Origin of the sequence: Streptomyces sp. CB02009, assembly GCF_001905825.1 — a bacterium.
In the GTDB taxonomy this organism is placed as follows: domain Bacteria; phylum Actinomycetota; class Actinomycetes; order Streptomycetales; family Streptomycetaceae; genus Streptomyces.
This window is the reverse complement of sequence record NZ_LIVV01000006.1, coordinates 656,344-682,753: the sequence shown is the minus strand read 5'-3', so window position 1 is coordinate 682,753 and position 26,410 is coordinate 656,344. Positions and strand designations below refer to the sequence as shown.

20 protein-coding genes are annotated in these 26,410 nt (G+C 71.4%); 7 read left to right on the top strand and 13 right to left on the bottom strand.

Annotated features, from left to right (window positions below; genetic code table 11):
• Positions 1-350 precede the first annotated feature (350 nt).
• From AMK27_RS26815 to thyX, 3 genes are all read right to left on the bottom strand, one after another.
• A complete protein-coding gene (locus AMK27_RS26815; RefSeq protein WP_073913153.1) occupies positions 351-2,036 on the bottom strand; it encodes a ribonuclease J in 1,686 nt (561 codons plus the stop codon).
• Between the two features lie 99 nt (positions 2,037-2,135).
• Entirely contained in the window at positions 2,136-3,035 is a 900-nt protein-coding gene (gene dapA / locus AMK27_RS26810; RefSeq protein WP_073913151.1) for a 4-hydroxy-tetrahydrodipicolinate synthase, read from the bottom strand.
• A gap of 178 nt (positions 3,036-3,213) precedes the next feature.
• Complete coding sequence (gene thyX / locus AMK27_RS26805; protein ID WP_073913148.1) at positions 3,214-3,954, bottom strand: FAD-dependent thymidylate synthase; 741 nt, start codon at positions 3,952-3,954, stop codon at positions 3,214-3,216.
• 153 nt (positions 3,955-4,107) lie between these two features.
• Here thyX and AMK27_RS26800 point away from each other — a divergent pair, with 153 nt between their 5' ends.
• Positions 4,108-4,347: a hypothetical protein gene (locus AMK27_RS26800; RefSeq protein WP_073913147.1), complete on the top strand. Its 240-nt coding sequence runs from the start codon at positions 4,108-4,110 to the stop codon at positions 4,345-4,347.
• A gap of 54 nt (positions 4,348-4,401) precedes the next feature.
• Positions 4,402-4,962, top strand: a complete 561-nt coding sequence (locus AMK27_RS26795) for a hypothetical protein (RefSeq protein WP_073913144.1) — start codon at positions 4,402-4,404, stop codon at positions 4,960-4,962.
• Here AMK27_RS26795 and AMK27_RS26790 read toward each other — a convergent pair.
• From AMK27_RS26790 to eccD, 6 genes are all read right to left on the bottom strand, one after another.
• Complete coding sequence (locus tag AMK27_RS26790; protein ID WP_073913141.1) at positions 4,952-5,404, bottom strand: tetratricopeptide repeat protein; 453 nt, start codon at positions 5,402-5,404, stop codon at positions 4,952-4,954. The genes AMK27_RS26795 and AMK27_RS26790 overlap by 11 nt on opposite strands.
• A 5-nt stretch (positions 5,405-5,409) precedes the next feature.
• The gene (gene dapB, locus AMK27_RS26785) at positions 5,410-6,162 is read right to left on the bottom strand and encodes a 4-hydroxy-tetrahydrodipicolinate reductase (RefSeq protein WP_073913125.1); all 753 of its coding nucleotides are present in this window, start codon (positions 6,160-6,162) and stop codon (positions 5,410-5,412) included.
• 25 nt (positions 6,163-6,187) lie between these two features.
• Positions 6,188-7,567, bottom strand: coding sequence for a M16 family metallopeptidase (locus AMK27_RS26780; protein WP_073913123.1), 1,380 nt, complete (start codon positions 7,565-7,567; stop codon positions 6,188-6,190).
• Complete coding sequence (locus tag AMK27_RS26775; RefSeq protein WP_073913121.1) at positions 7,564-9,792, bottom strand: polyribonucleotide nucleotidyltransferase; 2,229 nt, start codon at positions 9,790-9,792, stop codon at positions 7,564-7,566. The genes AMK27_RS26780 and AMK27_RS26775 overlap by 4 nt, the downstream gene beginning before the upstream one ends.
• Positions 9,793-10,076: 284 nt before the next feature.
• A complete protein-coding gene (gene rpsO, locus AMK27_RS26770; protein ID WP_030206644.1) occupies positions 10,077-10,367 on the bottom strand; it encodes a 30S ribosomal protein S15 in 291 nt (96 codons plus the stop codon).
• 183 nt (positions 10,368-10,550) lie between these two features.
• Positions 10,551-12,029 carry a type VII secretion integral membrane protein EccD gene (eccD, locus tag AMK27_RS26765; protein WP_073913119.1) on the bottom strand — a complete coding sequence of 493 codons (1,479 nt, stop codon included), beginning with the start codon at positions 12,027-12,029 and terminating at the stop codon, positions 10,551-10,553.
• Between the two features lie 183 nt (positions 12,030-12,212).
• On the opposite strand from eccD, the gene eccCa reads away from it, so the two are divergent.
• Together eccCa and AMK27_RS26755 are read left to right on the top strand one after the other, a co-directional pair.
• Entirely contained in the window at positions 12,213-16,181 is a 3,969-nt protein-coding gene (gene eccCa / locus AMK27_RS26760; protein ID WP_073913117.1) for a type VII secretion protein EccCa, read from the top strand.
• A 99-nt stretch (positions 16,182-16,280) separates the two neighbouring features.
• Complete coding sequence (locus AMK27_RS26755; protein WP_079188599.1) at positions 16,281-16,574, top strand: DUF397 domain-containing protein; 294 nt, start codon at positions 16,281-16,283, stop codon at positions 16,572-16,574.
• 66 nt (positions 16,575-16,640) lie between these two features.
• Here AMK27_RS26755 and AMK27_RS26750 read toward each other — a convergent pair whose 3' ends face one another.
• The 4 genes from AMK27_RS26750 to eccB form a co-directional block, all read right to left on the bottom strand.
• Positions 16,641-16,928, bottom strand: a complete 288-nt coding sequence (locus AMK27_RS26750; protein WP_073913115.1) for a WXG100 family type VII secretion target — start codon at positions 16,926-16,928, stop codon at positions 16,641-16,643.
• Between the two features lie 48 nt (positions 16,929-16,976).
• Positions 16,977-17,327 carry a WXG100 family type VII secretion target gene (locus tag AMK27_RS26745; RefSeq protein WP_073913112.1) on the bottom strand — a complete coding sequence of 117 codons (351 nt, stop codon included), beginning with the start codon at positions 17,325-17,327 and terminating at the stop codon, positions 16,977-16,979.
• 190 nt (positions 17,328-17,517) lie between these two features.
• Positions 17,518-18,798 (bottom strand): type VII secretion-associated serine protease mycosin, encoded by a 1,281-nt coding sequence (gene mycP, locus AMK27_RS26740; protein WP_073913110.1) that lies wholly within the window; start codon positions 18,796-18,798, stop codon positions 17,518-17,520.
• Between the two features lie 12 nt (positions 18,799-18,810).
• On the bottom strand, positions 18,811-20,367 hold the full coding sequence (gene eccB, locus AMK27_RS26735; RefSeq protein WP_073913108.1) for a type VII secretion protein EccB: 1,557 nt from the start codon (positions 20,365-20,367) through the stop codon (positions 18,811-18,813).
• 190 nt (positions 20,368-20,557) lie between these two features.
• Here eccB and eccE point away from each other — a divergent pair, with 190 nt between their 5' ends.
• The 3 genes from eccE to AMK27_RS26720 all read left to right on the top strand — a co-directional run bounded on the left by eccE (position 20,558) and on the right by AMK27_RS26720 (position 26,391).
• Complete coding sequence (eccE, locus tag AMK27_RS26730) at positions 20,558-21,859, top strand: type VII secretion protein EccE (RefSeq protein ID WP_073913105.1); 1,302 nt, start codon at positions 20,558-20,560, stop codon at positions 21,857-21,859.
• The gene (locus AMK27_RS26725; protein ID WP_073913103.1) at positions 21,859-22,686 is read left to right on the top strand and encodes a hypothetical protein; all 828 of its coding nucleotides are present in this window, start codon (positions 21,859-21,861) and stop codon (positions 22,684-22,686) included. The genes eccE and AMK27_RS26725 overlap by 1 nt, the downstream gene beginning before the upstream one ends.
• Positions 22,687-22,923: 237 nt before the next feature.
• A complete protein-coding gene (locus AMK27_RS26720) occupies positions 22,924-26,391 on the top strand; it encodes an SCO5717 family growth-regulating ATPase (protein WP_073913101.1) in 3,468 nt (1,155 codons plus the stop codon).
• Positions 26,392-26,410 lie beyond the last annotated feature (19 nt).

Genomic DNA, 26,410 nt, shown 5'->3' with positions numbered 1-26,410 from the left:
TTGGCACGCTGTTGAGTTCTCAAGGAACGGACGCTTCCTTTGTACTCACCCTCTCGGGCTTTCCTCCGGGCTTCCCTTCGGTCTTGCGTTTCCGACTCTATCAGATCTTTTCGATCCGATTTCCTCGGTGCTTTCCGGTCCCTTTTGTTTTTACTCCGGGGGCCTTTCGGCGTTTCCGACTTTATCAGAAGATCTGAGTCGGTTTTCCCGCCTCCCGGTGAAGCGTTCTGGCGCACGTCGGCGCCGGGGCTTCCCGTTCTGGCGGAGCCGTAAACGTACTGGAGCGGGGCGCCCCGATGCAAATCGAGGGGCCCCGCTCCGGTACCGCGCTGGTCAGGTCGTCAGACCGGTCAGACCTCGACGACGACCGGAAGGATCATCGGGCGTCGGCGGTAGGTGTCGGAGACCCACTTGCCGACGCTGCGGCGGATCAGCTGCTGGAGCTGGTGGGGTTCCACGACGCCGTCCTGGAACGACTTGTTCAGTGCCTGGTCGATCTTCGGGAGCACCGCGTCGAACGCCGAGTCGTCGATGCCCGAGCCGCGGGCGTGGACGTGCGGGCCGCCCACGATCTTGCCCGTGGAGGAGTCGACCACGACGAAGACCGAGATGATGCCCTCCTCGCCGAGGATCCGGCGGTCCTTGAGGGACGTCTCGGTGACGTCGCCGACCGAGAGGCCGTCGACGTACACGTAACCCGCCTGGACCTTGCCGGTGATCCGGGCGCGGCCGTCGACCAGGTCGACGACGACGCCGTCCTCGGCGATGACGATGTGGTCCTTGGGGATGCCCGTCATCGCGCCGAGCTCGGCGTTGGCCCGGAGGTGGCGCCATTCGCCGTGGACCGGCATGAGGTTCTTCGGGCGGCAGATGTTGTAGAAGTACAGCAGCTCGCCGGCCGAGGCGTGGCCCGAGACGTGGACCTTGGCGTTGCCCTTGTGGACGACGTTCGCGCCCCAGCGGGTCAGGCCGTTGATCACGCGGTAGACCGCGTTCTCGTTGCCCGGGATCAGGGACGACGCCAGGATCACGGTGTCGCCCGGGACGATCCGGATCTGGTGGTCGCGGTTGGCCATGCGGGACAGGGCCGCCATCGGCTCGCCCTGGGAACCCGTGCAGACCAGCACGACTTCGTCGTCCGGCAGGTCGTCGAGGGTCTTCACGTCGACGACGAGGCCGGCCGGGACCCGCAGGTAGCCGAGGTCGCGGGCGATGCCCATGTTGCGGACCATCGAGCGGCCGACGAAGGCGACCCTGCGGCCGTACTCGTGGGCGGCGTCGAGGATCTGCTGGATGCGGTGCACGTGGCTGGCGAAGCTGGCCACGATGATGCGCTTCTGGGCGTTCGCGAAGACCGTGCGCAGGACGTTGGAGATGTCCTTCTCCGGCGGGACGAAGCCCGGGACCTCGGCGTTCGTGGAGTCCGAGAGAAGGAGGTCGATGCCTTCCTCGCTCAGCCGCGCGAACGCGTGGAGGTCGGTGAGGCGACCGTCCAGCGGGAGCTGGTCCATCTTGAAGTCGCCGGTGGCGACGGCCATGCCCGCGGGGGTGCGGATGGCGACCGCGAGCGCGTCCGGGATGGAGTGGTTGACCGCGATGAACTCGCAGTCGAACGAACCCAGGACCTCCCGGTCGCCCTCCTTCACCTCGAGGGTGTAGGGGCGGATGCGGTGCTCCTGGAGCTTGGCCTCGATCAGGGCGAGGGTCAGCTTGGAGCCGATCAGCGGGATGTCCGGCTTGAGCCGGAGCAGGTAGGGGACGGCACCGATGTGGTCCTCGTGGCCGTGCGTGAGCACGATGCCTTCGATGTCGTCGAGACGGTCCCGGATGATGGTGAAGTCCGGGAGGATCAGGTCGATGCCGGGCTGCTCCTCTTCGGGGAAGAGGACGCCGCAGTCGACGATGAGCAGACGGCCGTCGAATTCGAAGACCGTCATGTTCCGGCCGATTTCGCCGAGCCCGCCGAGCGGGATGACGCGCAGGGCGCCCTTCGGCAGCTTCGGCGGGGCACCGAGTTCGGGATGCGGATGACTCAAAAGACTCTCCTCACCACGCACGCCACGTACCCCTCGGCACGTGGCGCGCATGACATTCGTGCACTTGCTGTTGTCAGTGTTCAGTTGTGAAGTCCGTTGTCAGAGCTCTACCCCGCCGGCGGCCAGGTCGATCTTGAGCTGCTCGGTCTCTCCGGCGGACAGCTCCACGAGGGGCAGTCGCAGGGGGCCGGCCGGGAGGCCCTGGAGGGCGAGGGCGGCCTTGGTGGTCATGACGCCCTGGGTGCGGAACATCCCGGTGTAGACCGGGAGCAGCTTCTGGTGGATCTCGGTGGCCTTCTGGATCTCGCCGCCCAGGTGGGCTTCGAGGAGGGCGCGGAGCTCCGGGGTGACGACGTGGCCCACGACGGAGACGAAGCCGCAGGCTCCGACGGAGAGCAGGGGCAGGTTGAGCATGTCGTCGCCGGAGTACCAGGCGAGGCCGGAGCGGGCGATGGCCCAGCTGGCGCGGCCGAGGTCGCCCTTGGCGTCCTTGTTGGCGACGATGCGCGGGTGCTCGGCGAGCCGGACGAGCGTCTCGGTGTCGATGGGGACGCCGCTGCGGCCGGGGATGTCGTAGAGCATCACCGGGAGCTCGGTGGCGTCGGCGATGGCCGAGAAGTGCCGGTACAGGCCCTCCTGCGGGGGCTTGTTGTAGTACGGCGTGACGGCGAGCAGGCCGTGTGCGCCGTCGCGCTCGGCGGTGCGGGCGAGTTCGAGGGAGTGGTGGGTGTCGTTGGTGCCGATGCCGGCCACGACGTGGGCGCGGTCGCCGACCGCCTCCAGTACCGCTCGTACCAGCTCCGATTTCTCCGCGTCGCTGGTGGTGGGGGACTCGCCGGTGGTGCCGTTGATGACGAGGCCGTCGTTGCCTGCGTCCACCAGGTGGGTGGCCAGTCGCTGGGCACCGTCGAGGTCGAGTGCGCCGTCCGCCGTGAAGGGCGTGACCATGGCGGTGAGGACCCGCCCGAAGGGGGTCTGCGGAGTGGAGATCGGAGCCATGGGTAACACGCTACTCGCTGCTCAGCGCCGGGTGTCCCCCTGGGGGGACAGGAGAAAGGGAGCCCGGCGCTGCCTGCTCGGGGGTTCAGGCAGCGCCGGGTCCGTTTGATCAGCCTAGATGAACTTCGTGAAACGTCGCAATACGGACACTTCACTCGGGTGTTCGGACATCTGTGCCCTATGGGGCCACACGGCCGTTCTTGTTGAAAGCTCCATGGGTCAGCGGCATCAGCCGGGCCCAGTGCTCCTCCATCTTCTCGCCGACCATCTCGATCTCCCGCTGCGGGAAGGACGGGACCGCGGCCAGCTCGTGCTGGGTGCGCAGACCGAGGAAGTGCATCAGCGAGCGCGCGTTGCAGGTGGCGTACATCGAGGAGAAGAGTCCGACGGGGAGGACCGATCGGGCGACCTCGCGGGCGACGCCGGCGGCGAGCATCTCCTGGTAGGTGGCGTACGCCTGCCGGTACGAGTCCTCCATCGTGCGGCTGACCAGGTCGTGCTGCTCCTGCGTGCCGTCGACGAAGACGTACTTGCCGGGGCGCCCCTCCTGGACGAGCTTGCGCGAGGTGTCCGGGACGTAGAAGACCGGCTGAAGCTCCCTGTAGCGGCCCGACTCCTCGTTGTAGGACCAGCCCACGCGGTGGCGCATGAACTCGCGGAACACGAAGATCGGGGCGCTGATGAAGAACGTCATCGAGTTGTGCTCGAAGGGGCTGCCGTGGCGGTCCCGCATCAGGTAGTTGATGAGGCCCTTCGAGCGCTCCGGGTCCTTCTGGAGCTCTTCGAGGGACTGTTCGCCCGCAGTGGAGACCCGCGCGGCCCAGAGGACGTCGGAGTCGGACGCCGCGCTCTTGACCAGGTCGACGGTGACGTCGCTCCGGAAGTCGATCTTCACGTTCTCGGTGGGGCTGTCGCTCACCAGCGGTCCTTCCAGTCGGGGTGCAGTCGCCCACTCTAACGACGTCCTACCGGAGGATGAGATTCGGCTGCTTTGGTGAAATAGGGCACCAAAACCTCGGTTCTGTCGTCTCTCCTTGTGACGCATGACAACGACCCGAGGAGAGTGGCTCTGATGTTCCGCCGGAATGAGGCCGTACCGTTCGCGTTCGTCGCGGAGGCCGACCACTTCCGCAGTAACGTCACTCCACCACCCCGGGAGCGCCTCGGCGCCTCGCAGATCGTGGGCCGTACCCTGCTGGGGCTGACCGTCGCGGCCGGTCTCGTGGGCTCGTTGGTCTTCGGGATGCCGTCCCTCCAGTCGGGCGACTCCGCCGCTCATCAGCAGCAGTCCGAAGCCTCCGACAACCGCTGAGGTAGCCTCACCGGGCATCGCCCCTTCGAGCGTGCTTGTGAGTGAGGACCTGTCGTGCCCCTGCCCTTTCTGACGGCCGACCGTGCTTTTGACACGACCGACCACGTCGCCCTGCCGTTCGACGACCACGACCAGTGGCGCCGTCCGTACCGGCCCGGGTCCTGGCGGGTCGGAGCGGCGGCGCTCGCGCTGCTGCTGGCCTCGTTCGTCCTCCTCGCCGCGGTGATCATCACCGCGGCCGGAGGATTCAGCGGTGGGGCCGCCACCCTGGCCACCGCCGTACTCGTCATCCTGGCCGCCCTGCGGATGCTGCGCATGGGCACCTGGGTGAGCCGCGCCGGCATCCGCCGCGTGGCCTTCTTCTCGACCGTGACCGTGCCCTGGGCCAAGGTGACCTCCGTGCGCACCGTCCAGCAGCCGGTGCGCTGGCTGGGTCTCCCCCGTACGGTCCAGGGCCAGGCCCTGGTGCTCGGCCGGCAGGGTGGTGAGCAGCTGATGCTGCTCACCGACCACAACGCCGACTTCCTCTCCCGTGTCGAGGCCTTCGACCGGGCGGCCGACACGGTCGAGGCGTGGAACGCCGAGTACGGCGTGGCCCCGGCCGCTACACGCTGACCGGACGCCCCTCGTGGAGGGCGATGGCCCGCTGCATCGCCTTGCGGGCCCGCGGGGTGTCGCGGGCGTCGTGGTAGGCGACCGCGAGCCGGAACCAGCAGCGCCAGTCGTCCGGAGTGTCCTCGGTCTCGGCCTTGCGCCGGGCGAAGACCTCGTCGGCCGAGTCGCGGTCGATCCGGCCGCCCTCGGTGCGCTTCAGCTCGTCGACGGGCAGGCCGCCCTCCGCCTCCAGTTCGGTGGCGAGGCGGCCCGCCCGGCGGGCGAACCGGGTGTTCTTCCAGAGGAACCAGCCGCCGACCCCGGGCAGCAGGAACGCCACCGCGCCCATGCCCATGGCGGCCGGCTCGCCGGTGAGGAGGAGCAGGACGCCCTCCATCGCCACCACGCCGAAGACGAGGACCAGCACGGTGGAGAGGAAGACGTACGTGATCTTTCCGCCCATGGCCGTCAGCCCAGGTCCAGGAAGTGCTCCAGGCCGAAGGTGAGGCCCGGAGTGCTGGGGACGCGGCGGGCGCCCAGGAGGATGCCCGGCATGAAGCTGGAGTGGTGCAGCGAGTCGTGGCGGACCGTCAGGGTCTCGCCCTCTCCGCCCAGCAGCACCTCCTGGTGGGCCAGCAGGCCCGACAGGCGTACGGAGTGGACGCGGACGCCGTCGACGTCGGCGCCGCGGGCCCCGTCCAGGGCGGTCGCGGTGGAGTCCGGCTGGGCGCCCAGGCCGGCGCCGGCACGGGCGGCGGCGATCAGCTGGGCCGTCCGGGTGGCGGTGCCGGAGGGGGCGTCCACCTTGTGCGGGTGATGCAGCTCGACCACCTCGACGGACTCGAAGTACGGAGCCGCGAGCTGGGCGAACTTCATGGTGAGGACCGCGCCGATGGAGAAGTTCGGCGCGATGAGGACGCCGGTCTCCGGGGAGGCGGCGAGCCAGGTGCGGAGCTGCGCGAGGCGCTCCTCGGTCCAGCCGGTGGTGCCGACGACCGCGTGCATACCGTGGCGCACGCAGAAGTCGAGGTTCTCCATGACCGAGGCCGGGGTGGTCAGCTCGACGACGACCTGGGCGTCCGCCTCGACGAGGCGCTCCAGCTTGTCGCCGCGGCCGAGGGCCGCGACCAGTTCCATGTCCTCGGCAGCCTCGACGGCCCTCACGGCCTCGGAGCCGATGCGGCCCTGTGCACCGAGGACCGCCACGCGCAGCTTGCTCATTGCTCTTCCTTAGGGGACTTGTGGGTCAGGAGACCGCTTGGTGGAGGCGGTCCGCCTGCTTGTCCTTCAGCGGGCCGATCACCGAGAGCGAGGGCCGCTGGTCCAGTACATCGCGTGCGACCTCCCGGACCTCGTCCGGGGTGACGGCGGCGATGCGGTCCAGCATGTCGTCGACCGACATCTGGGTGCCCCAGCACAGCTCGCTCTTGCCGATGCGGTTCATCAGCGCGCCGGTGTCCTCGAGGCCGAGCACGGTCGAGCCGGAGAGCTGGCCCACGGCGCGGGCGATCTCGTCGTCCGTGAGGCCGTCGGACGCGACCTTGTGGAGCTCGTCGCGGCAGATCTTCAGGACGTCGTGGACCTGGCCGGGGCGGCAGCCCGCGTACACCCCGAAGAGGCCGCAGTCGGCGAAGCCCGAGGTGTACGAGTACACGCTGTAGGCCAGGCCGCGCTTCTCGCGGACCTCCTGGAAGAGGCGGGAGGACATGCCGCCGCCGAGGGCGGTGTTCAGTACGCCGAGGGCCCAGCGGCGCTCGTCGGTACGGGCCAGACCGGGCATGCCGAGGACCACGTGGGCCTGCTCGGTCTTGCGGTTCAGGAGCTCGACGCGGCCGGCGGCGCGCAGGGGGCGCAGGCCGTCGCGCGGGGCGACGGGGACGGCGTCGGTGCGGCTGAGGGCGCCGGCCTTCTCGAAGGCGCGGCGGACCTGGCGTACCACCGTGGCGTGGTCGACGTTGCCCGCGGCGGCCACGACCAGGTGGGTCGGGTCGTAGTGCTTCTTGTAGAAGCGGGCGATCTGGCCGCGGCTGAGGCCGTTGACCGTGTCGACGGTGCCGAGGACCGGGCGGCCCAGCGGGGTGTCGCCGAACATGGTCTTCGCGAACAGCTCGTGTACGACGTCACCGGGGTCGTCCTCGGTCATCGCGATCTCTTCGAGGATGACACCGCGCTCGGCGTCGACGTCCTCCTCGAGGATGAACGAGCCCGTGAGCATGTCGCAGACGACGTCGATCGCCAGCGGCAGGTCGGTGTCGAGGACCCGGGCGTAGTAGCAGGTGTACTCCTTCGCCGTGAAGGCGTTCATCTCGCCGCCGACCGCGTCGATCGCGGCGGAGATGTCGAGGGCGGACCGCTTGCGGGTGCCCTTGAAGAGGAGGTGCTCCAGGTAGTGGGTGGCGCCGTTGAGCGCCGGGGTCTCGTCGCGGGATCCGACGTGCGCCCAGATGCCGAAGGTGGCGGAGCGTACGGAGGGGAGGGTCTCGGTGACGATCCGGAGGCCGCCGGGGAGGGTCGTGCGGCGGACCGTGCCGATGCCGTCCTTGCCCGGGAGAAGCGTTTGGGTACGGGCGACGGCCCGCCCCTCCGAAGAGGGGCGGGCCGTCGCGCGGGGACTACGGGACGTCACTGGTCGGTGTCGCCCTTGTCGTCGGCGGCGCCGTCGGCGTTCTCGGCGTCTGCGATCACCGGGATCAGCGAGAGCTTGCCGCGCTGGTCGATCTCCGCGATCTCGACCTGGACCTTGGAGCCGATCGCGAGCACGTCCTCGACGTTCTCCACGCGCTTGCCACCGGCGAGCTTGCGGATCTGCGAGATGTGCAGCAGGCCGTCCTTGCCCGGGAGCAGGGAGACGAAGGCACCGAAGGTGGTGGTCTTGACGACCGTACCCAGGTAGCGCTCGCCGACCTCCGGCATGGTCGGGTTCGCGATGCCGTTGATCGTGGCGCGGGCGGCCTCGGCGGCCGGGCCGTCGGCGGCACCGATGTAGATGGTGCCGTCGTCCTCGATCGTGATCTCGGCGCCGGTGTCCTCCTGGATCTGGTTGATCATCTTGCCCTTGGGGCCGATGACCTCACCGATCTTGTCCACCGGGATCTTGACGGTGATGATCCGCGGGGCGTTCGGGGACATCTCGTCCGGCGTGTCGATCGCTTCCATCATCACGTCGAGGATGTGGAGGCGGGCGTCGCGGGCCTGCTTGAGGGCCGCGGCCAGGACGGAGGCCGGGATGCCGTCCAGCTTGGTGTCGAGCTGGAGGGCGGTGACGAACTCCTTGGTGCCGGCGACCTTGAAGTCCATGTCGCCGAAGGCGTCCTCCGCACCGAGGATGTCGGTGAGGGCGACGTAGTGCGTCTGGCCGTCGATCTCCTCGGAGATCAGACCCATGGCGATACCGGCGACGGGGGCCTTCAGCGGCACACCGGCGTTCAGCAGCGACATGGTGGAGGCGCAGACCGAGCCCATCGACGTCGAGCCGTTGGAGCCGAGGGCCTCGGACACCTGACGGATCGCGTAGGGGAACTCCTCGCGGGTCGGCAGCACCGGCACGAGGGCGCGCTCGGCGAGGGCGCCGTGGCCGATCTCGCGGCGCTTGGGCGAGCCCACGCGGCCGGTCTCGCCGACGGAGTACGGCGGGAAGTTGTAGTTGTGCATGTAGCGCTTGCGGGTCACCGGGGAGAGGGTGTCCAGCTGCTGCTCCATGCGGAGCATGTTGAGGGTGGTGACGCCCAGGATCTGGGTCTCGCCACGCTCGAACAGCGCCGAGCCGTGCACGCGCGGGATGGCCTCGACCTCGGCGGCGAGCGTACGGATGTCCGTGATGCCGCGGCCGTCGATGCGGACCTTGTCCTTGATGATCCGCTCGCGGACCAGCTTCTTGGTCAGCGCGCGGTAGGCGCCCGAGATCTCCTTCTCGCGGCCTTCGAAGGCCGGGAGGAGCTTCTCGGCGGCGAGCTCCTTGATGCGGTCGAGCTCGGTCTCGCGCTCCTGCTTGCCGGCGATGGTGAGCGCCTTGGCGAGGTCGCCCTTGACGGCGGCGGAGAGCGCCTCCAGGACGTCGTCCTGGTAGTCGAGGAAGACCGGGAACTCGCCGGTGGGCTTGGCGGCCTTGGCGGCGAGGTCCGACTGGGCCTTGCAGAGGACCTTGATGAAGGGCTTCGCGGCCTCGAGACCGGCGGCGACGACCTCCTCGGTCGGCGCCTCGGCGCCGCCCTTGACGAGGGTGATGGTCTTGTCGGTGGCCTCGGCCTCGACCATCATGATCGCGACGTCGCCGTCCTCCAGGACGCGTCCGGCGACGACCATGTCGAAGACGGCGTCCTCGAGTTCGGTGTGCGTCGGGAAGGCGACCCACTGGCCCTTGATCAGGGCGACGCGGGTGGCGCCGATCGGGCCGGAGAAGGGCAGGCCCGCCAGGATCGTGGAGGCGGAGGCGGCGTTGATCGCGACCACGTCGTACAGGTGGTCGGGGTTGAGCGCCATGATCGTCTCGACGATCTGGATCTCGTTGCGCAGGCCCTTCTTGAAGGAGGGGCGCAGCGGCCGGTCGATCAGACGGCAGGTGAGGACGGCGTCCTCGGAGGGGCGGCCCTCCCGGCGGAAGAAGGAGCCGGGGATCTTGCCGGCCGCGTACTGCCGCTCCTCGACGTCCACCGTGAGGGGGAAGAAGTCGAGCTGGTCCTTGGGGCGCTTCGAGGCGGTCGTCGCGGAGAGGACCATGGTGTCGTCGTCGAGGTAGGCGACGGCGGAACCGGCGGCCTGCTTGGCGAGGCGGCCGGTCTCGAAGCGGATGGTGCGGGTGCCGAAGGTGCCGTTGTCGATGACGGCCTCGGCGTAGTGGGTCTCGTTCTCCACTAGCGGTTTCTCCTACGTGTTCGTCTTTGCGTCCGGGGCCCGTGTGGCCGGGGACGGTGTGCGACGGTGGCGGAGAAGCACGCCTCGGGTGCTGGCCGGTCTTCGATCGAAGCACCCGGGGATTCGTTTCCGGGGGCCACTACCGAGGACCGGCGGCGAGCCGGCGGCTCCTCGCTCGTCGTTATGGGGGTTGTGCGACCAGCCTACGGGCCGATGCGTACTTTGTGCACGTACAGCAAAGGGAGCGGCCCCCTGAAAGGGGGAACCGCTCCCTCGACGGCGACTTACTTGGCGCCGCCGGCCGCACCGCGGCGGATGCCGAGCCGGTCGACCAGCGTACGGAAGCGCTGGATGTCCTTCTTGGCCAGGTACTGCAGCAGGCGGCGGCGCTGGCCGACCAGGATCAGCAGGCCACGACGGGAGTGGTGGTCGTGCTTGTGCTGCTTGAGGTGCTCGGTCAGGTCCGAGATGCGACGGGACAGCATGGCGACCTGGACCTCGGGGGAGCCGGTGTCGCCCTCCTTGGTGCCGAACTCGGTCATGATCTGCTTCTTGACAGCGGCGTCGAGAGCCACGCGGATCTCCTCTTGAGGTGTTCGTGCGCCCGCGAGTGCCCCTGGTCTAGGTCTCAGGGGAAGCTTCCGTGACTCGGCGGGCGAAGGTCCGATGGGCGCAGCTTCCAGAGATTTCCGGGAGCGCGTACACAAACGGCCGTCACACAGCGTACCAGCTCGCCGGAGCGCCCCCGAAGCAGACCTCTACTTGCTGGTCAAGGACCGGACCGTGGAGAAGACGTCGAGGACGGCGAGGCAGAGCGGGACGAGGGAGAGCAGGACGAAGCCCTCGGCCAGGTCGAGGAGGCGGCCCCAGAACGGGGAGAGGCCCTTCCTCGGGATGATCAGGCCGATCGCGGTGATCAGCGCCGCTCCGGCGGCGACGGACGCGGTGAGCCAGATCGTACGGATGTCGAGGCCGCCCCGGTCGCCGTACATGAGGAGGTCCTTGACCAGGTCCGCCGGCGGGTTGAGCGAGAGGCCCAGGACGAGCAGCGCGATGGCGGCGATGCCGGCGACCAGGACGCAGACGACCTGCGAGGTGTAGCGGAAGAGGCGGGCGCGCAGCAGCATCGCCAGGCCGGCGCCGAGGGCGAGGAGCTGGCCCCAGACGTTCCCGGCGAAGCCGAGGACGGCGGCGGAGCCGACGACGACCGCGGCGCAGCCGCCGACCAGGCCGAGGAGCATCTCGTGGCCGCGGCGGGCCTGGAGCGCGATGCGCTCGCCGTCGACGGGCTGGTGGTCGTCGCCGGCCGGCTGCTGCGGGTCGCCGTGGAACTCGTCGTCGGCGGCGCTGCGCGGGGCGGCGTAGCCGATGGGGAGGCGGGCGAAGCGGGCGGAGAGGCCGGGCAGGAAGGCGACGAGGCCGATGGCGACGGGGGCGCAGGCGGCGGCCGTCTCGGTGGCGGTCGACTCGGTGAGGATCGCCGTGAAGGTCGCGAGGGTGCCGACGGTGGCGAGGAAGGTGGCGGCGACGAAGGGCGCGTCGCCGCTGGGGGTGAGCGCGACGAGTGCCACAGAGGCGACGAGGACGGTGACGCAGCCGAGCAGGAACTGCAGGCGGCCGGGGCCCTGGCCGGCGTCGGGGCCGACGATGCCGGAGCCGGCGATGAGCAGCAGCGGCAGGGCGCCCAGGCCGAGGGCCACCGCGGTGACCCGGTCGTTGTAGACGCGGGCGCGCACTCCGGCGAAGGCGGTGAGGAGGAAGCCGGCGGCGCCCGCGATGATCCCGGGCAGGCTGTGCATGTCGTGCCGGACCGGGTCGGCGAACCAGAGCACGAAGCCCATCAGGACGAGGAGGAGCACGCCGCCGAGGAGCCCGGCGCCGCGCAGCAGCTCGTCGCTCCACAGGTGCCGGTCGCGGGTGACGGCGGAGGCGACGGCGTCGGACACGTCGTCGTAGACGGCCGGCGGCAGGGACTGGGCGAACGGGCGCAGGGAGAGCACCTCGCCGTCGAGGACCTGCTGGGCCGCGAGCGTGCGGGCCCCGTCGAGGACGGATCCGTCGCGGCGGACCAGGTGGTAGCCCGTGGGCGTTCCGGCGGCCTGTGTCTGTCCGGTGAGGCGCAGGATCTCCGGGTAGACGTCGGCGACGGCGATGTCCTCGGGGAGCGCGACGTCGATGCGGCTGTCCGGCGCCACGACGGTGACGCGGCAGAAACCGGTCGCTGCGGTCGTACTCACGTGTCTGGACCCCCTGATTCGCGGTTGCGCACGATGCGCGCGCCACCCTACCGGGGACGGCGGGTGAGGGCTGCAAGTAGGATCGCCGTCCCATGGGGGAAGTCCGTGTGCCCGGCTGCCGACAGGGGTGCCGGGCGGATGCTCCCGCCACGAGCCCGCCTCCAACGAGGGATTGATGCGCCGGTGAGCCAGATCGTCGTCAAACGCCCGCCGAGGTCTCTTCCGCCGGAAGTGCCCGGTGGGGAACTGGTCCTGGAGTCTCCGCCGGAACTCCCGCGGGGACAGCAGGAGTCGGCGTTGATGCAGCTCCTGCCGATGCTCGGCATGGGTTCTTCGGTGGTGTTCTTCTTCATGACGCCGTCGCCGATCATGCGGATCATGGGCACGCTGATGCTCGCCTCGACGGTCGCGATGGCCGTCGCCCAGTTCGTGAGATTCCGTCGCGGTACGCAGGGGCAAATGTCCGATGTCCGCCGTGACTACCTCAAATACCTCGCGCAGACCCGGCGTACGGTCCGGCGCACCGCGCACAAGCAGCGGGACGCTCAGCTCTATCTGCACCCGTCCCCCGAGCAGTTGTGGTCGGTCGTGGCCGAGGGCTCACGGGTGTGGGAGCGCCGGGTCGGCGACCACGACTTCGGGCAGGCGCGGATAGGGCTGGGGGCGCAGCAGTTGGCGACGCCCCTCGTGGCGCCGGACACGGCTCCGGTGGACGAGCTGGAGCCGCTGTCCGCCGGTGCGATGCAGCAGTTCCTGGCGGTGCACGGCACGTTGGACGGGCTGCCGATGGCGGTCTCGATGCGGGCGTTCTACCACGTGACGGTGTCGGGTGAGCCGGAGTCGGCGCAGGCGGCGGCGCGTGCCCTGGTGGCGCAGCTGGTGACCCTGCACTCCCCCGAGGACCTGATGGTCGCGGTGGTCGCGGCCCGGTCGGCGCAGGAGCGCTGGGACTGGACGAAGTGGCTGCCGCACACCCAGGTGCCGGGGCAGGTCGACGGCGCGGGCACGAAGCGCCTGTTCGGCGACGACCTGAGCGAGCTGGAGCAGTTGGTCCGCTCGAAGCTGGACGGCCGGCCGCGGTTCTCCCGGGAGAACCAGCCGGTGCTCGACCAGCCGCACGTGGTCGTGGTCCTGGACTCCGACTCCACCCGTGGCGGCCTGGTGCCGCCGGACTCGCTGCTCGCGGCGGCCGAGGGCCTGCAGGGCGTGACGATCGTGGAGGTCGTCTCCGGCGACATCGACGAGCCGCGCGGTGGTCTCTCGGTGGTCGTGCGGCCGGGCCGGCTGCGGCTGGAGTCGGGGGGCGGTTTCGCGTACGAGGGTCTGCCGGACGGCATCTCGCTGCCCGCGGCGGAGGCGCTGGCGCGCCAGCTGGCGCCGCTGCGGATGGGCGGCGGGGACGACGACGAGCCGCTGCTCGCCAATCTGGACTTCACGGATCTGCTGAACCTGGGCGACGCGGCCTCGGTGGACGTGGCGCGGACCTGGCGGCCCCGTTCGGTCGCCGAGCGTCTCCGGGTGCCGATCGGTGTCGGCGAGGACGGCCAGCCGGTCATGCTCGACCTCAAGGAGGCCGCGCAGGAGGGCATGGGCCCGCACGGCCTGTGCGTGGGCGCCACGGGTTCCGGAAAGTCGGAGCTGCTGCGGACGCTGGTCCTCGGCCTCGCGGTGACGCACTCCTCGGAGACGCTGAACTTCGTCCTCGCGGACTTCAAGGGCGGCGCGACGTTCGCGGGCATGTCCCAGATGCCGCACGTGGCGGCGGTCATCACCAACCTGTCGGACGACCTGACGCTCGTCGACCGCATGGGCGACGCGATCCGCGGTGAACTGCAGCGGCGTCAGGAGCTGCTGCGTTCGGCCGGCAACTACGCCAACATCCACGACTACGAGAAGGCGCGGGCGGCGGGCGCCCCGCTCGAACCGCTCGCCTCGCTGGTCCTCGTGATCGACGAGTTCTCCGAACTCCTCACCGCCAAGCCCGACTTCATCGACATGTTCATCCAGATCGGCCGCATCGGCCGCTCGCTGGGCGTGCATCTGCTGCTCGCCTCGCAGCGCCTGGAGGAGGGCAAGCTGCGCGGTCTGGACACGTACCTCTCGTACCGGATCGGTCTGCGGACCTTCTCGGCCGCGGAGTCGCGGACGGCGATCGGTGTGCCGGACGCGTACCACCTGCCGTCGGTGCCGGGCTCGGGCTATCTGAAGTTCGGTACGGACGAGATGACCCGCTTCAAGGCGGCGTACGTCTCGGGCACGTACCGGACGGGCGGGCCTCGGCTGGAGATCGGGCACATGCCGGTGGAGCGGCGCCCCGCGCTGTTCACGGCGGCGCCGGTGCCCGTCGTGTACGCGGCGCCGGACCCGGCGTACCTCGCGCAGCAGCGGGCGGAGGAGGACGACGCGCTCGCGGACACCGTCCTCGACGTGATCGTCCGCCGCCTGGAGGGCCAGGGCGTGCCCGCGCACCAGGTGTGGCTGCCGCCGCTCGACCAGGCGCCGTCGCTCGACCAGCTGCTCCCGGGTCTCGCGCAGACCGCGGACCGGGGGCTCACGGCGACCGAGTACACCCGCCAGGGCGGGCTCACGGTGCCGCTCGGACTCATCGACAAGCCGTTCGAGCAGCGGCGCGAGGTGCTGTACCGGGACTTCTCGGGCGCGGCCGGCCACATGATGGTGGTCGGCGGTCCGCAGTCCGGGAAGTCGACGATGATGCGCACGCTCGTCTCGTCGTTCGCGCTCACCCACACCCCGGCCGAGGTGCAGTTCTACTGCCTGGACTTCGGTGGCGGCGGCATGGTGTCGCTCGCGGATCTGCCGCACGTCGGCGGGGTGGCGTCCCGGCTTGACCCGGAGCGGGTGCGGCGTACGGTCGCCGAGGTGCTGGGCGTCCTGAACCGGCGCGAGGAGTTCTTCCGCTCGCACTCCATCGACTCGATCGCGACCTACCGGCGCAAGCGGGCCGCGGGCGAACTGCCGGGCGAGGCCTGGGGCGACGTCTTCCTGATCGTGGACGGCTGGGGCGGTTTCCGCAACGACTACGACATGCTGGAGCCGATCGTCTCCGACATCGCCGCGCGCGGTCTCGGCTACGGCATCCACGTGGTGATCACCGCCTCCCGGTACATGGAGGTGCGGGCGGCGCTGAAGGACCAGATGCTGGGCCGGCTCGAACTGCGGCTCGGTGACGTCATGGACTCCGAGTTCGACCGCAAGGTCGCGGCGAACGTGCCGGCCGGTGTGCCGGGTCGCGGCCAGGTGCCCGAGAAGCTGCACTTCATGGGCGCGCTGCCGCGGATCGACGGATCGAGCTCGGCCGCCGACCTGTCGGACGGCACGGCGGCGTTCGTACGGTCGGTGCAGGCGTCCTGGACCGGCGCTCCGGCCCCTGCGGTGCGGCTGCTGCCGCGCAAGCTGCCGGCGGAGCGGCTGCCGAAGGGCTTCGAGTACCCGCAGCACGGCGTCGCGATCGGCATCGACGAGACGAACCTGGAGCCGGTGTTCGTCGACTTCGAGTCGGACCCGTTCTTCCTGATCTTCGGTGAGAGCGAGTCGGGCAAGACGGCCCTGCTGCGGCTCATCGCCAAGCAGCTGTGCGAGCGGTACACGCCGGAGCAGGCGCGGATCGTGGTCGGCGACTACCGGCGGACGATGCTGGAGGCGGTCGCGCCCTCGCACCTCCTGGAGTACGCGCCGATGGCCTCCGCGATGCAGATGCACATGGAGGCCATCAACACGGTGATGACGAAGCGGGCGCCCAAGCCCGACATCACACCGCAGCAGCTGCGCGACCGCAGCTGGTGGACGGGCCCGCAACTGTACGTGCTGGTCGACGACTTCGAGCTGGTGGCCACCAACTCGGGGAACCCGCTGGCGCTGCTGGTGGAGAACCTGCCGTTCGCGCGGGACGTCGGCATCCGGTTCATCGTGGCGCGCAGCTCCGGCGGCGCCTCCCGGGCGATGTACGAGCCGTTCATGCAGCGCGTGAAGGAGCTGGGCGCGCAGGGCGTGATCCTCTCCGGCGATCCGCAGGAGGGCGACATCCTCGGCAGCGTCCGGGCGCGGCCGATGCCTCCGGGCCGGGGCACGTTCGTGTCGCGGAAGCGGGGCGCGCCGCTGGTGCAGCTGGGCTGGCTGCCGGAACAGCACTGACGCGGCGGTCCGGACGGGCGGGGGCATTCCCGCCGACCGGGTACGGCGGTCCCACTACTGTGGGAGGGACCGCCGTACCACCGCGAAGGGAACGCGCCGATGACCGACGCAGACACGAGCACGACCAGCGCCGACAGCGCCGCCGACGCCGCTCTGGCCGCCGAGAAGCAGCGCCAGAAGGACGAGCTGTACGCGCTCGACATCTCGGGCGTCGCGTGGGAGGGCGCTCCCGGGACGAGCCCGGACGAGGAGCGGGTGGAGATCGCCCGGCTCCCCGAGGGGGCGGTGGCGATGCGTTCGTCCCTCGACAAGGGGACGGTGCTGCGGTACACGAAGGCCGAGTGGGACGCGTTCGTCCTCGGGGCCAGGGACGGCGAGTTCGACCTGCGGTGACCCGCGGACATGCGTGAGGGGGTGGCCCGTCGTACGGGCCACCCCCTCACGCGTGCTCGACCGAGCTCACATACGGAACCGGGCGGCGTTGCCGCGGTCGGTGTCCTGGTAGCCGACGACCGACTCGTCGAGGAGCTGGGCGATGCGCGCCAGGTCCTGGTTCATGCCGGCCATGTCGCGGGTCAGGCGGTCCTGCGTCTCGCGGTACGCGATCTTGGCCTCACCCTCCCAGTTGCTGGCGACGCGGTTGACCTCGGCCATGAGGTCGTCCAGCTTCTGGGTGAGGGTGGTGGAGGTCAGACGGGTGTCGGCCGCCGCCTGCGTCACGGTGTCGTAATTGACCGCAGTGGTCATGGTGTTGACTCCTGGAGTGAGAGTGGCCCGGTGGACTGGTCGAGTGGCTCAGACGCCGAGGATGGCGCTGGAGTTGCCGCCACCGCCGGCGCCGCCGCCGGTGTCCATCGAACGGAAGGACCGCAGACGGTCCTCCTCCTCGCGCGAGAACCCGTCGGCGCTCATGCGCATCATCTCTTCGAGGTTGGAGAGCTCCTGGCGCATGCTGCGCAGGCGCTGGTTCAGGTCGTTCTGGACCCGGTCGTACTCCTTGCTCGCAGCGCCCTGCCAGCCCGCCTGAACGCGGTCCACCACGCTGTTGAGCGAGGTGATGCGGGACTGCAGCTCGTCGGAGAAGTCCTGGATCCGGCCGGCGAGCTTGACTTGTTCGGCACTGGTTACGTTCAGGTCTTTCGACATCTTGCCCCTTCTTCCTTCGGTGGCGTCGACGGCTGGGCCGTCGGGCCATCCGGTCGTGATGCGGACGGGAATCTTCTGATGCCGCCCCCGTGCTGGGATCGCACTGCCGTACGCCCCGCGGTCACTTTAGCCATTGACGGCGGCAGTTCCAACTGCAAAGGAGGGTCGGGATACTTGACCGACACGCCGGTCAACGGACCCCCCTTCCACGTCGGCTGTCGCGGATCACGGTGGCGGTCCCGGCGACCACGGCCACCAGGACGACACCGATCCCCAACGTGTAGGTGGCGAGCCGTTCGGAGCGCTCCTGAGGCGTCTCCGACAGCGCCAGTCGGGCCGGCTCGGGAGTCGGCGGCTTGGGCGGGCGGGGGTCGGGCGTGGGCGCCGTGGGTGGCGTCCCCGGGGTGTCGGCGAGCGCCCGCACCGGGTCGACCACACCCCAACCGACGTAGTTGTCGCGTCCGTTCACCGAGCGGACGGCGGTCTGCTGGATCCGGGCGACGATCTGGGCCGCGCTCCAGTCCTTGTGCTCGGCGCGGAGCAGGGCGGCGACACCGGCGACGTACGGAGCGGAGAAGCTGGTGCCGTTGTCGACACACTGGCCGCCGCCGGGGACCGTGGAGACGATGTCGACGCCGGGGGCGGCGACGCCCACCATGGGGCCCGACTGGGAGAACGCTGCGCGCTCGTTGTTCCGGTCGGAGGAGGCGACGGCGAGGACCCCGGGGAAGGCGGCCGGGTAGGTCAGCTTGGACCCGCCGTCCATGCCGTCGTTCCCTGCGGAGGCCACGACGACGACGTCGTTCTTGATGGCCGCGGCCACCGCCTTGGCCATCTTCGTCTCGGGGCCGAGTCGCTGGGTGGTGTCCTGCGAGATGTTGATGACGTGGGCGCCCTTGGCGACGGCCCAGGTGATGGCCTCCGCCATCGTGTCGGCCTTGCCGCTGTTCTTCTCGTCGTTCTGCCGGATCGGGATGATCGTCGCCTCGGGCGCGAGCCCGACGAATCCGGTGCCGTCGGCGGGACGGGCGGCGATGATCCCCGCGACCTTGGTGCCGTGGCCGACCAGGTCGACGGTGCCGTCGGTCTTGCCGCGCTGCTCGTCGCCGAAGCCGCGGTTCTCCTTGTCGGGCTTGAGGTAGTCCTTGCCCGCCTTGGCGTCGACGGCCTTCTTCAGCTGCGGGTTGACGTCGTCGACGCCCGTGTCGATGACGGCGACCCTGACGCCCTTGCCCTTGGTGTCCTGCCACAGCTCGTCGAGGAGGACCCGCTGGAGCGGCCAGGGGGTGTCCGCGATCTGCTTCTTCATGGGGAAGGTGCACTCGCCGCTGCCGTCGAGGACGGGGGCGGCGCCGGCGCCGTCACGGGGTTCCGGGGCGGCGGGCGCGGCCGAGGCCGCGCCGGGGGCCGCGAGGAGCGCGGTGAGGGTGCCGGCGGCGAGGAGTGCCGCGGCGCGGGTGGTCGTCGTCATCGGTGCCACCCCCTAGGAACCCTGCGGCTGGGCCGCGCTGTTGGCGTCGAGCCGGGGACCCTTCGAAAGGAACTCGGACCATTCGATCGGGACGCGGGCCGGCACGACCTTGTCGTAGCCGAGACGCTTCTGGGCGTCGCTGGGTTGCGGGCGGCGGTCGGCCGTCTCCTCCTTGTCGCCGGCGCCGATCTCGGAGGGGGCGGAGTCGCTGTCGCCGTTGGCCTGCACCGCGTAGCGGAGTCCCGTGTCGGTGACGAGGAACAGCGAACCGCCGGCCGTCTCCCGCGTGCCCTGGGTCTGGGTGTACAGCAGGCCGGTGCCGGGCGTGACGTACGTGCTGCTGCCGCCCGCGGTGATGTCGGCGGGGTACTGGGGACCGGCCCAGGTCGCGAGGGTCGTCCGGCCCTGCTCGCCGACGTCGGTGAGGACACTGCAGACGGTGTCGCGGGCGTCCGGGCCGGTGACGGAGTTGACCCTCTTGGCCCTCGACTTCGGCCAGTTCACCTCACCGTGGAAGACGGTCGGGTCCGGCACGAAGGAGGAGGCGTCGACCTGGGTGGCGTCGCCGTCCATGTCGAGGGACCGGGTCTGCGGGGAGTTGATGAGCAGCCAGGCGGTGAACGGCGTGACCGGCTGCACCTTGCCGGGGAGGACGACATAGCTCTGCGGCCCGGAACCGGTCGGCGCGACGAGGACGTTCCCGATCCTGCTCTCGGTCGCGGTCAGGCTGGACCCGGGGATCTCGGTGGAGCGGCCGACCTCGTTGCTCTCGATGCGCGGGAAGTCGATCGGGTCGCCGGTCTTCAGGGTGGCGAGCCAGTCGTCGGTGACCGCCTGCGGCTGCGCGTTGAGAGTGAAGAGTGCGGTGACCAGTCCGGTGTTCTCCGCCTTCAGCGGGTACTTGGTGCCGGTGTGGTCGACGACGAACTGGGCCGCGCCGGTCTGGCCCTTGACGTAGAGGACCTCTCCGTCCTTGAGCCGGTTGCCGTTCTCGGTGAGCTTCAGGTCCCGCTCGGCGAAGAGGAAGGTCGCCTTCTGGACACTGGCGCCCGTGCCGCCGCCGGGCTGCTCGCAGACCGCCCAGCGCTTGGCCTTGCCCGCCTCCTCGGCGGTGGGCAGCCGGTCGGGGGCGTACGGAATGCCGAGGATCGGGCCGCGCGGGGGCGTGTTCTTGCCCTCGTCGAGCGTCTTGTCGGCGACCTGGACGACCTGGAACTGCTCGGGGTCGAGGAGGAGCCGCGCGGAGGCGAGGTTGAGCACGGGGTGGAGCAGGGTCTTCTTGTCCTTGCCCGTGCCGGTCTCCAGGACCACGTACCGGGTCGTCGACTGCTTGCCGACGATCACCCGGGTGCCGGGGGTGTCCCAGCCCTTGGGGGCCTGCGGCTTGAACATGCCCCAGGCGCCGAAGCCGGCCACCACGAGCGCGGCGACGATCAGCCCGGGAAGGATCGCGCGCAGCGGCTTCGGCGCCCCCTCCTCCGTGCCGGAGGGCGAGGGTTGGAGGAATGCCGCCACCGTGCGCTTCTTCGCAAAGGTGTACGCGTTGAGCTCGTCCCGCCGCGATGCCATGAGTCCCCATTCTCGTCAGGCGCGATCTTCGCGCGGGAGCCGGGGGAGGTGACACCCGGGCCCCGGCTGTCGGACCGGCCCCCTACTATGCCTGCTGTCCCGTGGGGTTCGTGGGGCGGGTAGGGTGATCCGGCCGCCAATGCCCTGGCGGGCCAGGGTGATCGGGATGAATTGAGGGGGATTCTCCATCATGGTTTCCGCGACGCGGACGCGGCCCGCCGCGGCCACCGCCTCCGCACCCCCGTCCACGGGGCCTGTTTCCTCGGTCTCGCCGAAGCTCCAGGCGCGCCCAGGACACTTCGGTTCGTTCCAATTGCAACAGCTCGTACTGATCGAGGTGGCGGCGGCTCTGCTGCTCGTCGCCTGGGTCGTCGAGCCGATGCTGATGGTTCCCGCGGGCGTGGTCGCCGTCGTGCTCGTGCTGATGGCGGTCGTCCGCCGGCACCGCCGCTCGCTTCCCGAGTGGCTCGGAACGTTCCTCGCGCTGCGGACGCGTACCCGCAAGGCGTCCTCCTTCACGGTGCCCGAGGGCACCGAGCCGGGGCTCGCGCCAGTCGTGGAGTGCGACCCGGCCCTGCGGACGTACGCGTACAGCGACCGTGACCGGCGGCCGGTCGGCATGATCGGCGACGGCACCTTCCTGACCGCCGTCCTGCGGGTCGAGGCGGACGGCACCGCCCTGCGCCCGGACCGGGCGTCCGCGCCGCTGCCCGTCGGGCTCGTCCGGGACGTCCTGAGCGTCGACGGCATCCGCCTGGAGTCGGCCCAGGTCGTGCAGCACACGCAGCCCGCTCCCGCGCCGCACCTGCCCGCGCAGTCGATGGCCGCGCGCAACTACGGGCCGCTCCAGGCGCAGACGGGTTCGCCCGCCGTACGGATCACCTGGATCGCGCTCAAACTCGACCCGGAGCTCTGCCCCGAGGCGGTCGCCGCGCGCGGCGGCGGCCTCAAGGGCGCGCAGAAGTGCGTGGTGCGGGCGGCGGACCAGCTGGCGAGCCGGCTCGCGGGCGCCGGTTTCGCGGCGAGCGTGCTGACCGAGCAGGAACTCGTCTCGGCGCTCGCCACCTCGACCTGCGCCAGTCCGATGGCGATAGCGCAGGCGGGCCGGGGCCAGACGCAGGCACGACGGACCCAGGAGACCGCGCGGACCTGGCGGGTGGACGACCGGCGGCACACCACGTACTGGGTGGGTCGCTGGCCCCAGCTCGGCGGGCAGGGCGGCTCGGGGGCCTCGATGCCGCAGCTGGTGGCCCTGCTGACCTCGCTGCCCGCGCTCGCGACGACGTTCAGCCTGACGCTGAGCGGCGGGGACCGGCAGGAGGTGACGGTGACCGGACACGTACGGATCACCGGGCGCAGCGACGAGGAACTCGTGGCCGCGCGGCACGAACTGGAGCGCGCGGCGCGCGGGGTGAGGACGGGACTCGTGCGACTCGACCGTGAACAGGTGCCGGGCATCCTCGCGACGCTGCCGCTGGGGGGTGCGCGCTGATGTCCCACGCCGCCTCCTCTCCCTCTCCTTCTCCCGCCTTCGGCCCGTCGGCCCGTCCGGGCGCCGGCGGCTCCGGCCGGGCCGCCTCCCGGGGCACCGGCACCCGGGGTACGGGCCGGGCCGGGAAGCCCCGCTTCGGCTTCGGGCTCGTCGGGCCGCGCCGCGACCGGCACTCCGTCCCCCTCGACCAACTCGAGGCGCTGGCCCTGCCGGTGGGCGACGACGGCATGGTGATCGGCGTCGACGCCGAGAGCCGGCCCGCCGTGCTCGGCATCAACCGGCCCGTGCCGTACGACATCACGCTCATCGGCGGTCTGTGGACCGCCCAGGTACTGGCCCTCCGGGCGGCCGCCACCGGCGCCCGGGTGGCGGTCGAGACCGGCCGCGCGCAGGCCTGGACGGCGCTCGCGCAGGCCGCCGGCGGCGGCCAGCCGTGCATCGCCCTGCACGACGTGGGGCGCGTACCGCCGCAGGGCGCGTCCGCGGGCAGTCCCGTGGTCGTGATCCGCGACTGCGGCATGCGTCCGCCGCGCGGCCGCGTCGTGTCGGCGCCCTGGCAGTCGGTGGTCACGCTGCTGCCCTATCTGAGCCCGGTCGCGCCCCGGCTCCTGGAGAAGTCCTCGCTGGTCGGCGTCCAGCGGGTCTCCCCCGACGAGGCCGCGCAGATCGGCCGCATCATGAGCCTGCCGCGCCATGAGTACGAGGCGCTCTCCACGCTCGCGGACGGAGTGACGCTCTGGTGCACGCCGAGCGACCGCCAGTTCGTCATGACGCAGGGCACCGACGCCGAGACCGGATTGTTGGGCGCCGCCCGCAGGATGGACTGACCGGCACCGAGCGACACCAGACGGCATGAACTCGTTCAAGTACGTCCGGTTTTGCATCGTTTCGAACGGTCGGGGTTCTCACTCTGCGACGTGGTCAGGTCACTTGACGACCGGACCGGGTCACGGGGACAGGCGCGGAGGGGCCGTCGGGCCTGCCCGGGGGTTGCCCGCGCCGATTAGGGTGGAAGAGCCCCGCCCACCACGGCACAAGGGTGCTCGACCACACCAGGAGGCAAAGTGAACGGCGATCGCGACGAGATCCACGGGGGTTGGAGTCCGCCCGCCGACGATCAGTCCGACGCGGATCCCGCCGAGATGACGGGTGAGTTCACCATCGACTACACCCCGCCGGCCTGGTACACGCAGAACGCGTCGGGCGGTGCGGGGGCCGGCGGTGCCACTCCCCCGCCCCCGAGCGGAGCACCTGTTCCGGTCCCGGTCCCGGGCCTCCCGGCGGGCAGCGGCTTCGAGCCGAGCTGGAACGCGGGCGCTCCGGCGGCGGGCACGCCGGCCGGCGGGACCCCCGTGACCGGCACTCCTGTCCCCGGTACTCCTGTGACCGGCACTCCCGTCCCCGGCGCTCCTGTGGCGGGCCCGCCGGTGGTGGGTGGACCCGCGACGGGTACGCCTCCGGTCGGGATGCCTCACGCGGTGACGCCTCCGGTCGCCGCTCCCCCGTTCACCGCGCCTCCCGTCGTCGCGCCTCCGGTCGTCGCACCTCCCGTCGTCGCGTCTTCCGACGCCTCGGTGCCGGGCTCCTTCCCGCCGCCCGCCCCGCTGCCCGGCTCTCCGGCGCCCGCTCCCGCGGCGCCGTTCGGAGGCGGGGACGTCGAGAGCGGCTCGACCATGCGCTTCTCCCCCGCCGCCCTCCAGCGCGAGATCGCGGAGCGCGCGGCGGAGGGCACCGCGGCCGCACCCGCCGCCTCGGCGACGCCCGCCACCCCGGCCGCGCCGGGAGCCGGCACCGAGGAGCCCGCCGCGACCACCGACGCCGGCGCACCGGCCGTGGCAGAAGCGGCCGAAGCAGCGGAGGCGGCCGACTCCGAGGCGACGGACGCGGTGGACGTGACGGAGTCCGGCGCGGATTCCAGCACGGATTCCGGCACGGATTCCAGCACGGGCGACGCGCTCCCCGCCGACGCCGCCGCGGACTCCGAGGCGCCCGAGGCGCCGGAGCCTCAGGACGAGGCCGTGTCCGGCCGGGCCGCCGACGCCTCGGCGAGCCCCGGCACGGAATCCGGGACGGCCCCCGACGCGGGCTCCGCCCCGGTCGACGACTCCGTACCCGCGGACGCCTCCGGCGACGCCGCGCTTCCGGACGCCGCCCCGACCCCTCCCGAGGCACTGACCGAGCCGATGGCGGCCGTCCCCCAGCCGCCCGCCGACGCCGCGCCGCAGGGCTTCGGACCCGACGCGGCTCCCGGCCCGTTCCCCGGTGCCGCGCCGCTTCCCGCGCCCGGGCAGCCCTTCCCGGCCGCCGGGCCGCAGGCCGGCGCCGGACTGCCGCCGCTGCCTCCGTCGTTCCAGCCGGCCGCTCCCGGGCCCGCCCAGCAGTGGCCCGCGCAGCCGGGCGCCCAGCCGCAGCCCCAGGCCGCGCCGCTGCCGCCGGCCGCCGCGTGGCCGCCGCCCACCACTCCCGGCGCGCCCGGTCCCGTACCCCCGCAGGCCCAGCCGCAGCCCCAGGCGCCCGGCGCCTACGGCTACCCGCAGGCGCCGCAGGCCCCGCAGCCGCCGCGCGCCCAGCAGGCTCCGTACGAGCAGCCCCAGGCTCCGGCCGGTTACGGCTACCCCCAGGCTCCCCAGGCGTCGCAGCCCCAGCCCCCGGCCGCCCCCCAGGGCGGCTACGGTTTCCCGCACCCCGGCACGCCTCCGCAGCAGACCGGTTACGGCTACCCGCCGGGTGCGGCTCCCGGGCCGCAGGACCCGGCGGGACAGCCCGGGGTCCCCGGCGGTGTGCCGCCGCAGGCCCAAGGCGGTTACGGCTATCCGCACCCCGCCGCCGTACCCCCGCAGGCCCCGGCCCCCCAGCCCCCGCACGACGGACAGCCCGTCGACCCGCGGACGGGGGCCGCCTGGCCCTCGCCCGTGACGCACGATCAGCGGGAGCGGTCCGTGCCGGGCGCCCCGCTCGGCTACAACGCGGCCGTCGAGCTGTCCTCCGACCGGCTGCTGCGGAACAACAAGCAGAAGCCCAAGTCCAGCCGGACGCCCGGCGGCGCCGCCGCGCGCTTCAAGCTCGGCGGCAAGAAGGAGGAGGCGGAGCGGCAGCGGAAGCTGGAGCTGATCCGCACCCCCGTCCTGTCCTGCTACCGGATCGCGGTCATCTCGCTCAAGGGCGGTGTCGGCAAGACCACGACGACCACCGCGCTCGGCGCCACGCTCGCGACCGAGCGGCAGGACAAGATCCTGGCGATCGACGCCAACCCGGACGCCGGAACCCTGGGCCGCCGGGTGCGGCGCGAGACCGGGGCGACCATCCGCGACCTGGTGCAGGCGATCCCGTACCTGCACTCGTACATGGACATCCGCCGGTTCACCTCGCAGGCGCCGTCCGGTCTGGAGATCCTCGCCAACGACGTGGACCCGGCCGTCTCGACGACGTTCAACGACGAGGACTACCGGCGGGCGATCGACGTCCTGGGCAAGCAGTACCCGATCATCCTCACGGACTCGGGTACGGGTCTGCTGTACAGCGCGATGCGCGGAGTGCTCGACCTCGCCGATCAGCTGATCATCATCTCCACGCCCTCCGTGGACGGCGCGTCCAGCGCGTCGACGACGCTGGACTGGCTCTCCGCGCACGGCTACGCGGACCTGGTGCAGCGCTCGATCACGGTCATCTCCGGGGTCCGCGAGACCGGCAAGATGATCAAGGTCGAGGACATCGTGCAGCACTTCCAGACCCGCTGCCGCGGTGTCGTGGTCGTGCCCTTCGACGAGCACCTGTCGGCCGGCGCCGAGGTGGACCTCGACATGATGCGGCCCAAGACCCGGGAGGCGTACTTCCACCTCTCGGCGATGGTGGCCGAGGACTTCGTACGGGCGCAGCAGGCGCAGGGCCTGTGGACCGGCGACGGCCAGGGCGCGCTGCCGCCCCACATGGCCCCGCCGATGCCGGGCCACCAGATGCCGGGGCAGCCGATGCCCGGCCAGCCGATGCCGGGGCAGCCCGTGCCGGGGCAGTTCGCGCCCGGACAGCCCGTGCCGGGGCAGCCTTACGGTGCCCAGCCCGGACCCGGTCAGCCGATGCCGGGCCAGTTCCCGCCCGGACAGCCCGTACCGGGGCAGCCGATGCCCGGTCAGCAGCCGCCCGGCCAGCCCTACCCGCCGCAGCAGCCGTACGGTCAGCAGCCGGCGCCGGGGCAGCCGTACGGAGCACAGCCCGCGCCCGGACAGCCCTACGGGGCACAGCCCGTACCGCCGCAGCAGCCGTACGGCCAGCAGCCCGCGCCGGGTCAGCCGTACGGAGCACAGCCCGCGCCCGGACAGCCGTACGGCGCGCCCGCAGGCCCGCCCGGGATGCCGCAGGGGTGGCAGCAGCCGCAGCCGGGTCAGCCGCTGCCGCCGCAGGCCGATCCGCAGGATCACGGTCACGGGCAGCCGCAGGGACAGGGGCAGGGCCATGACCAGGGACAGGGACAGGTCCCGCCGCCCGACTGGTCCCAGGAGCAGCCTCCGCAGGCTCCGCCAGCCCCTCAGCAGTAGGGCTTCACAGGAGTAGACC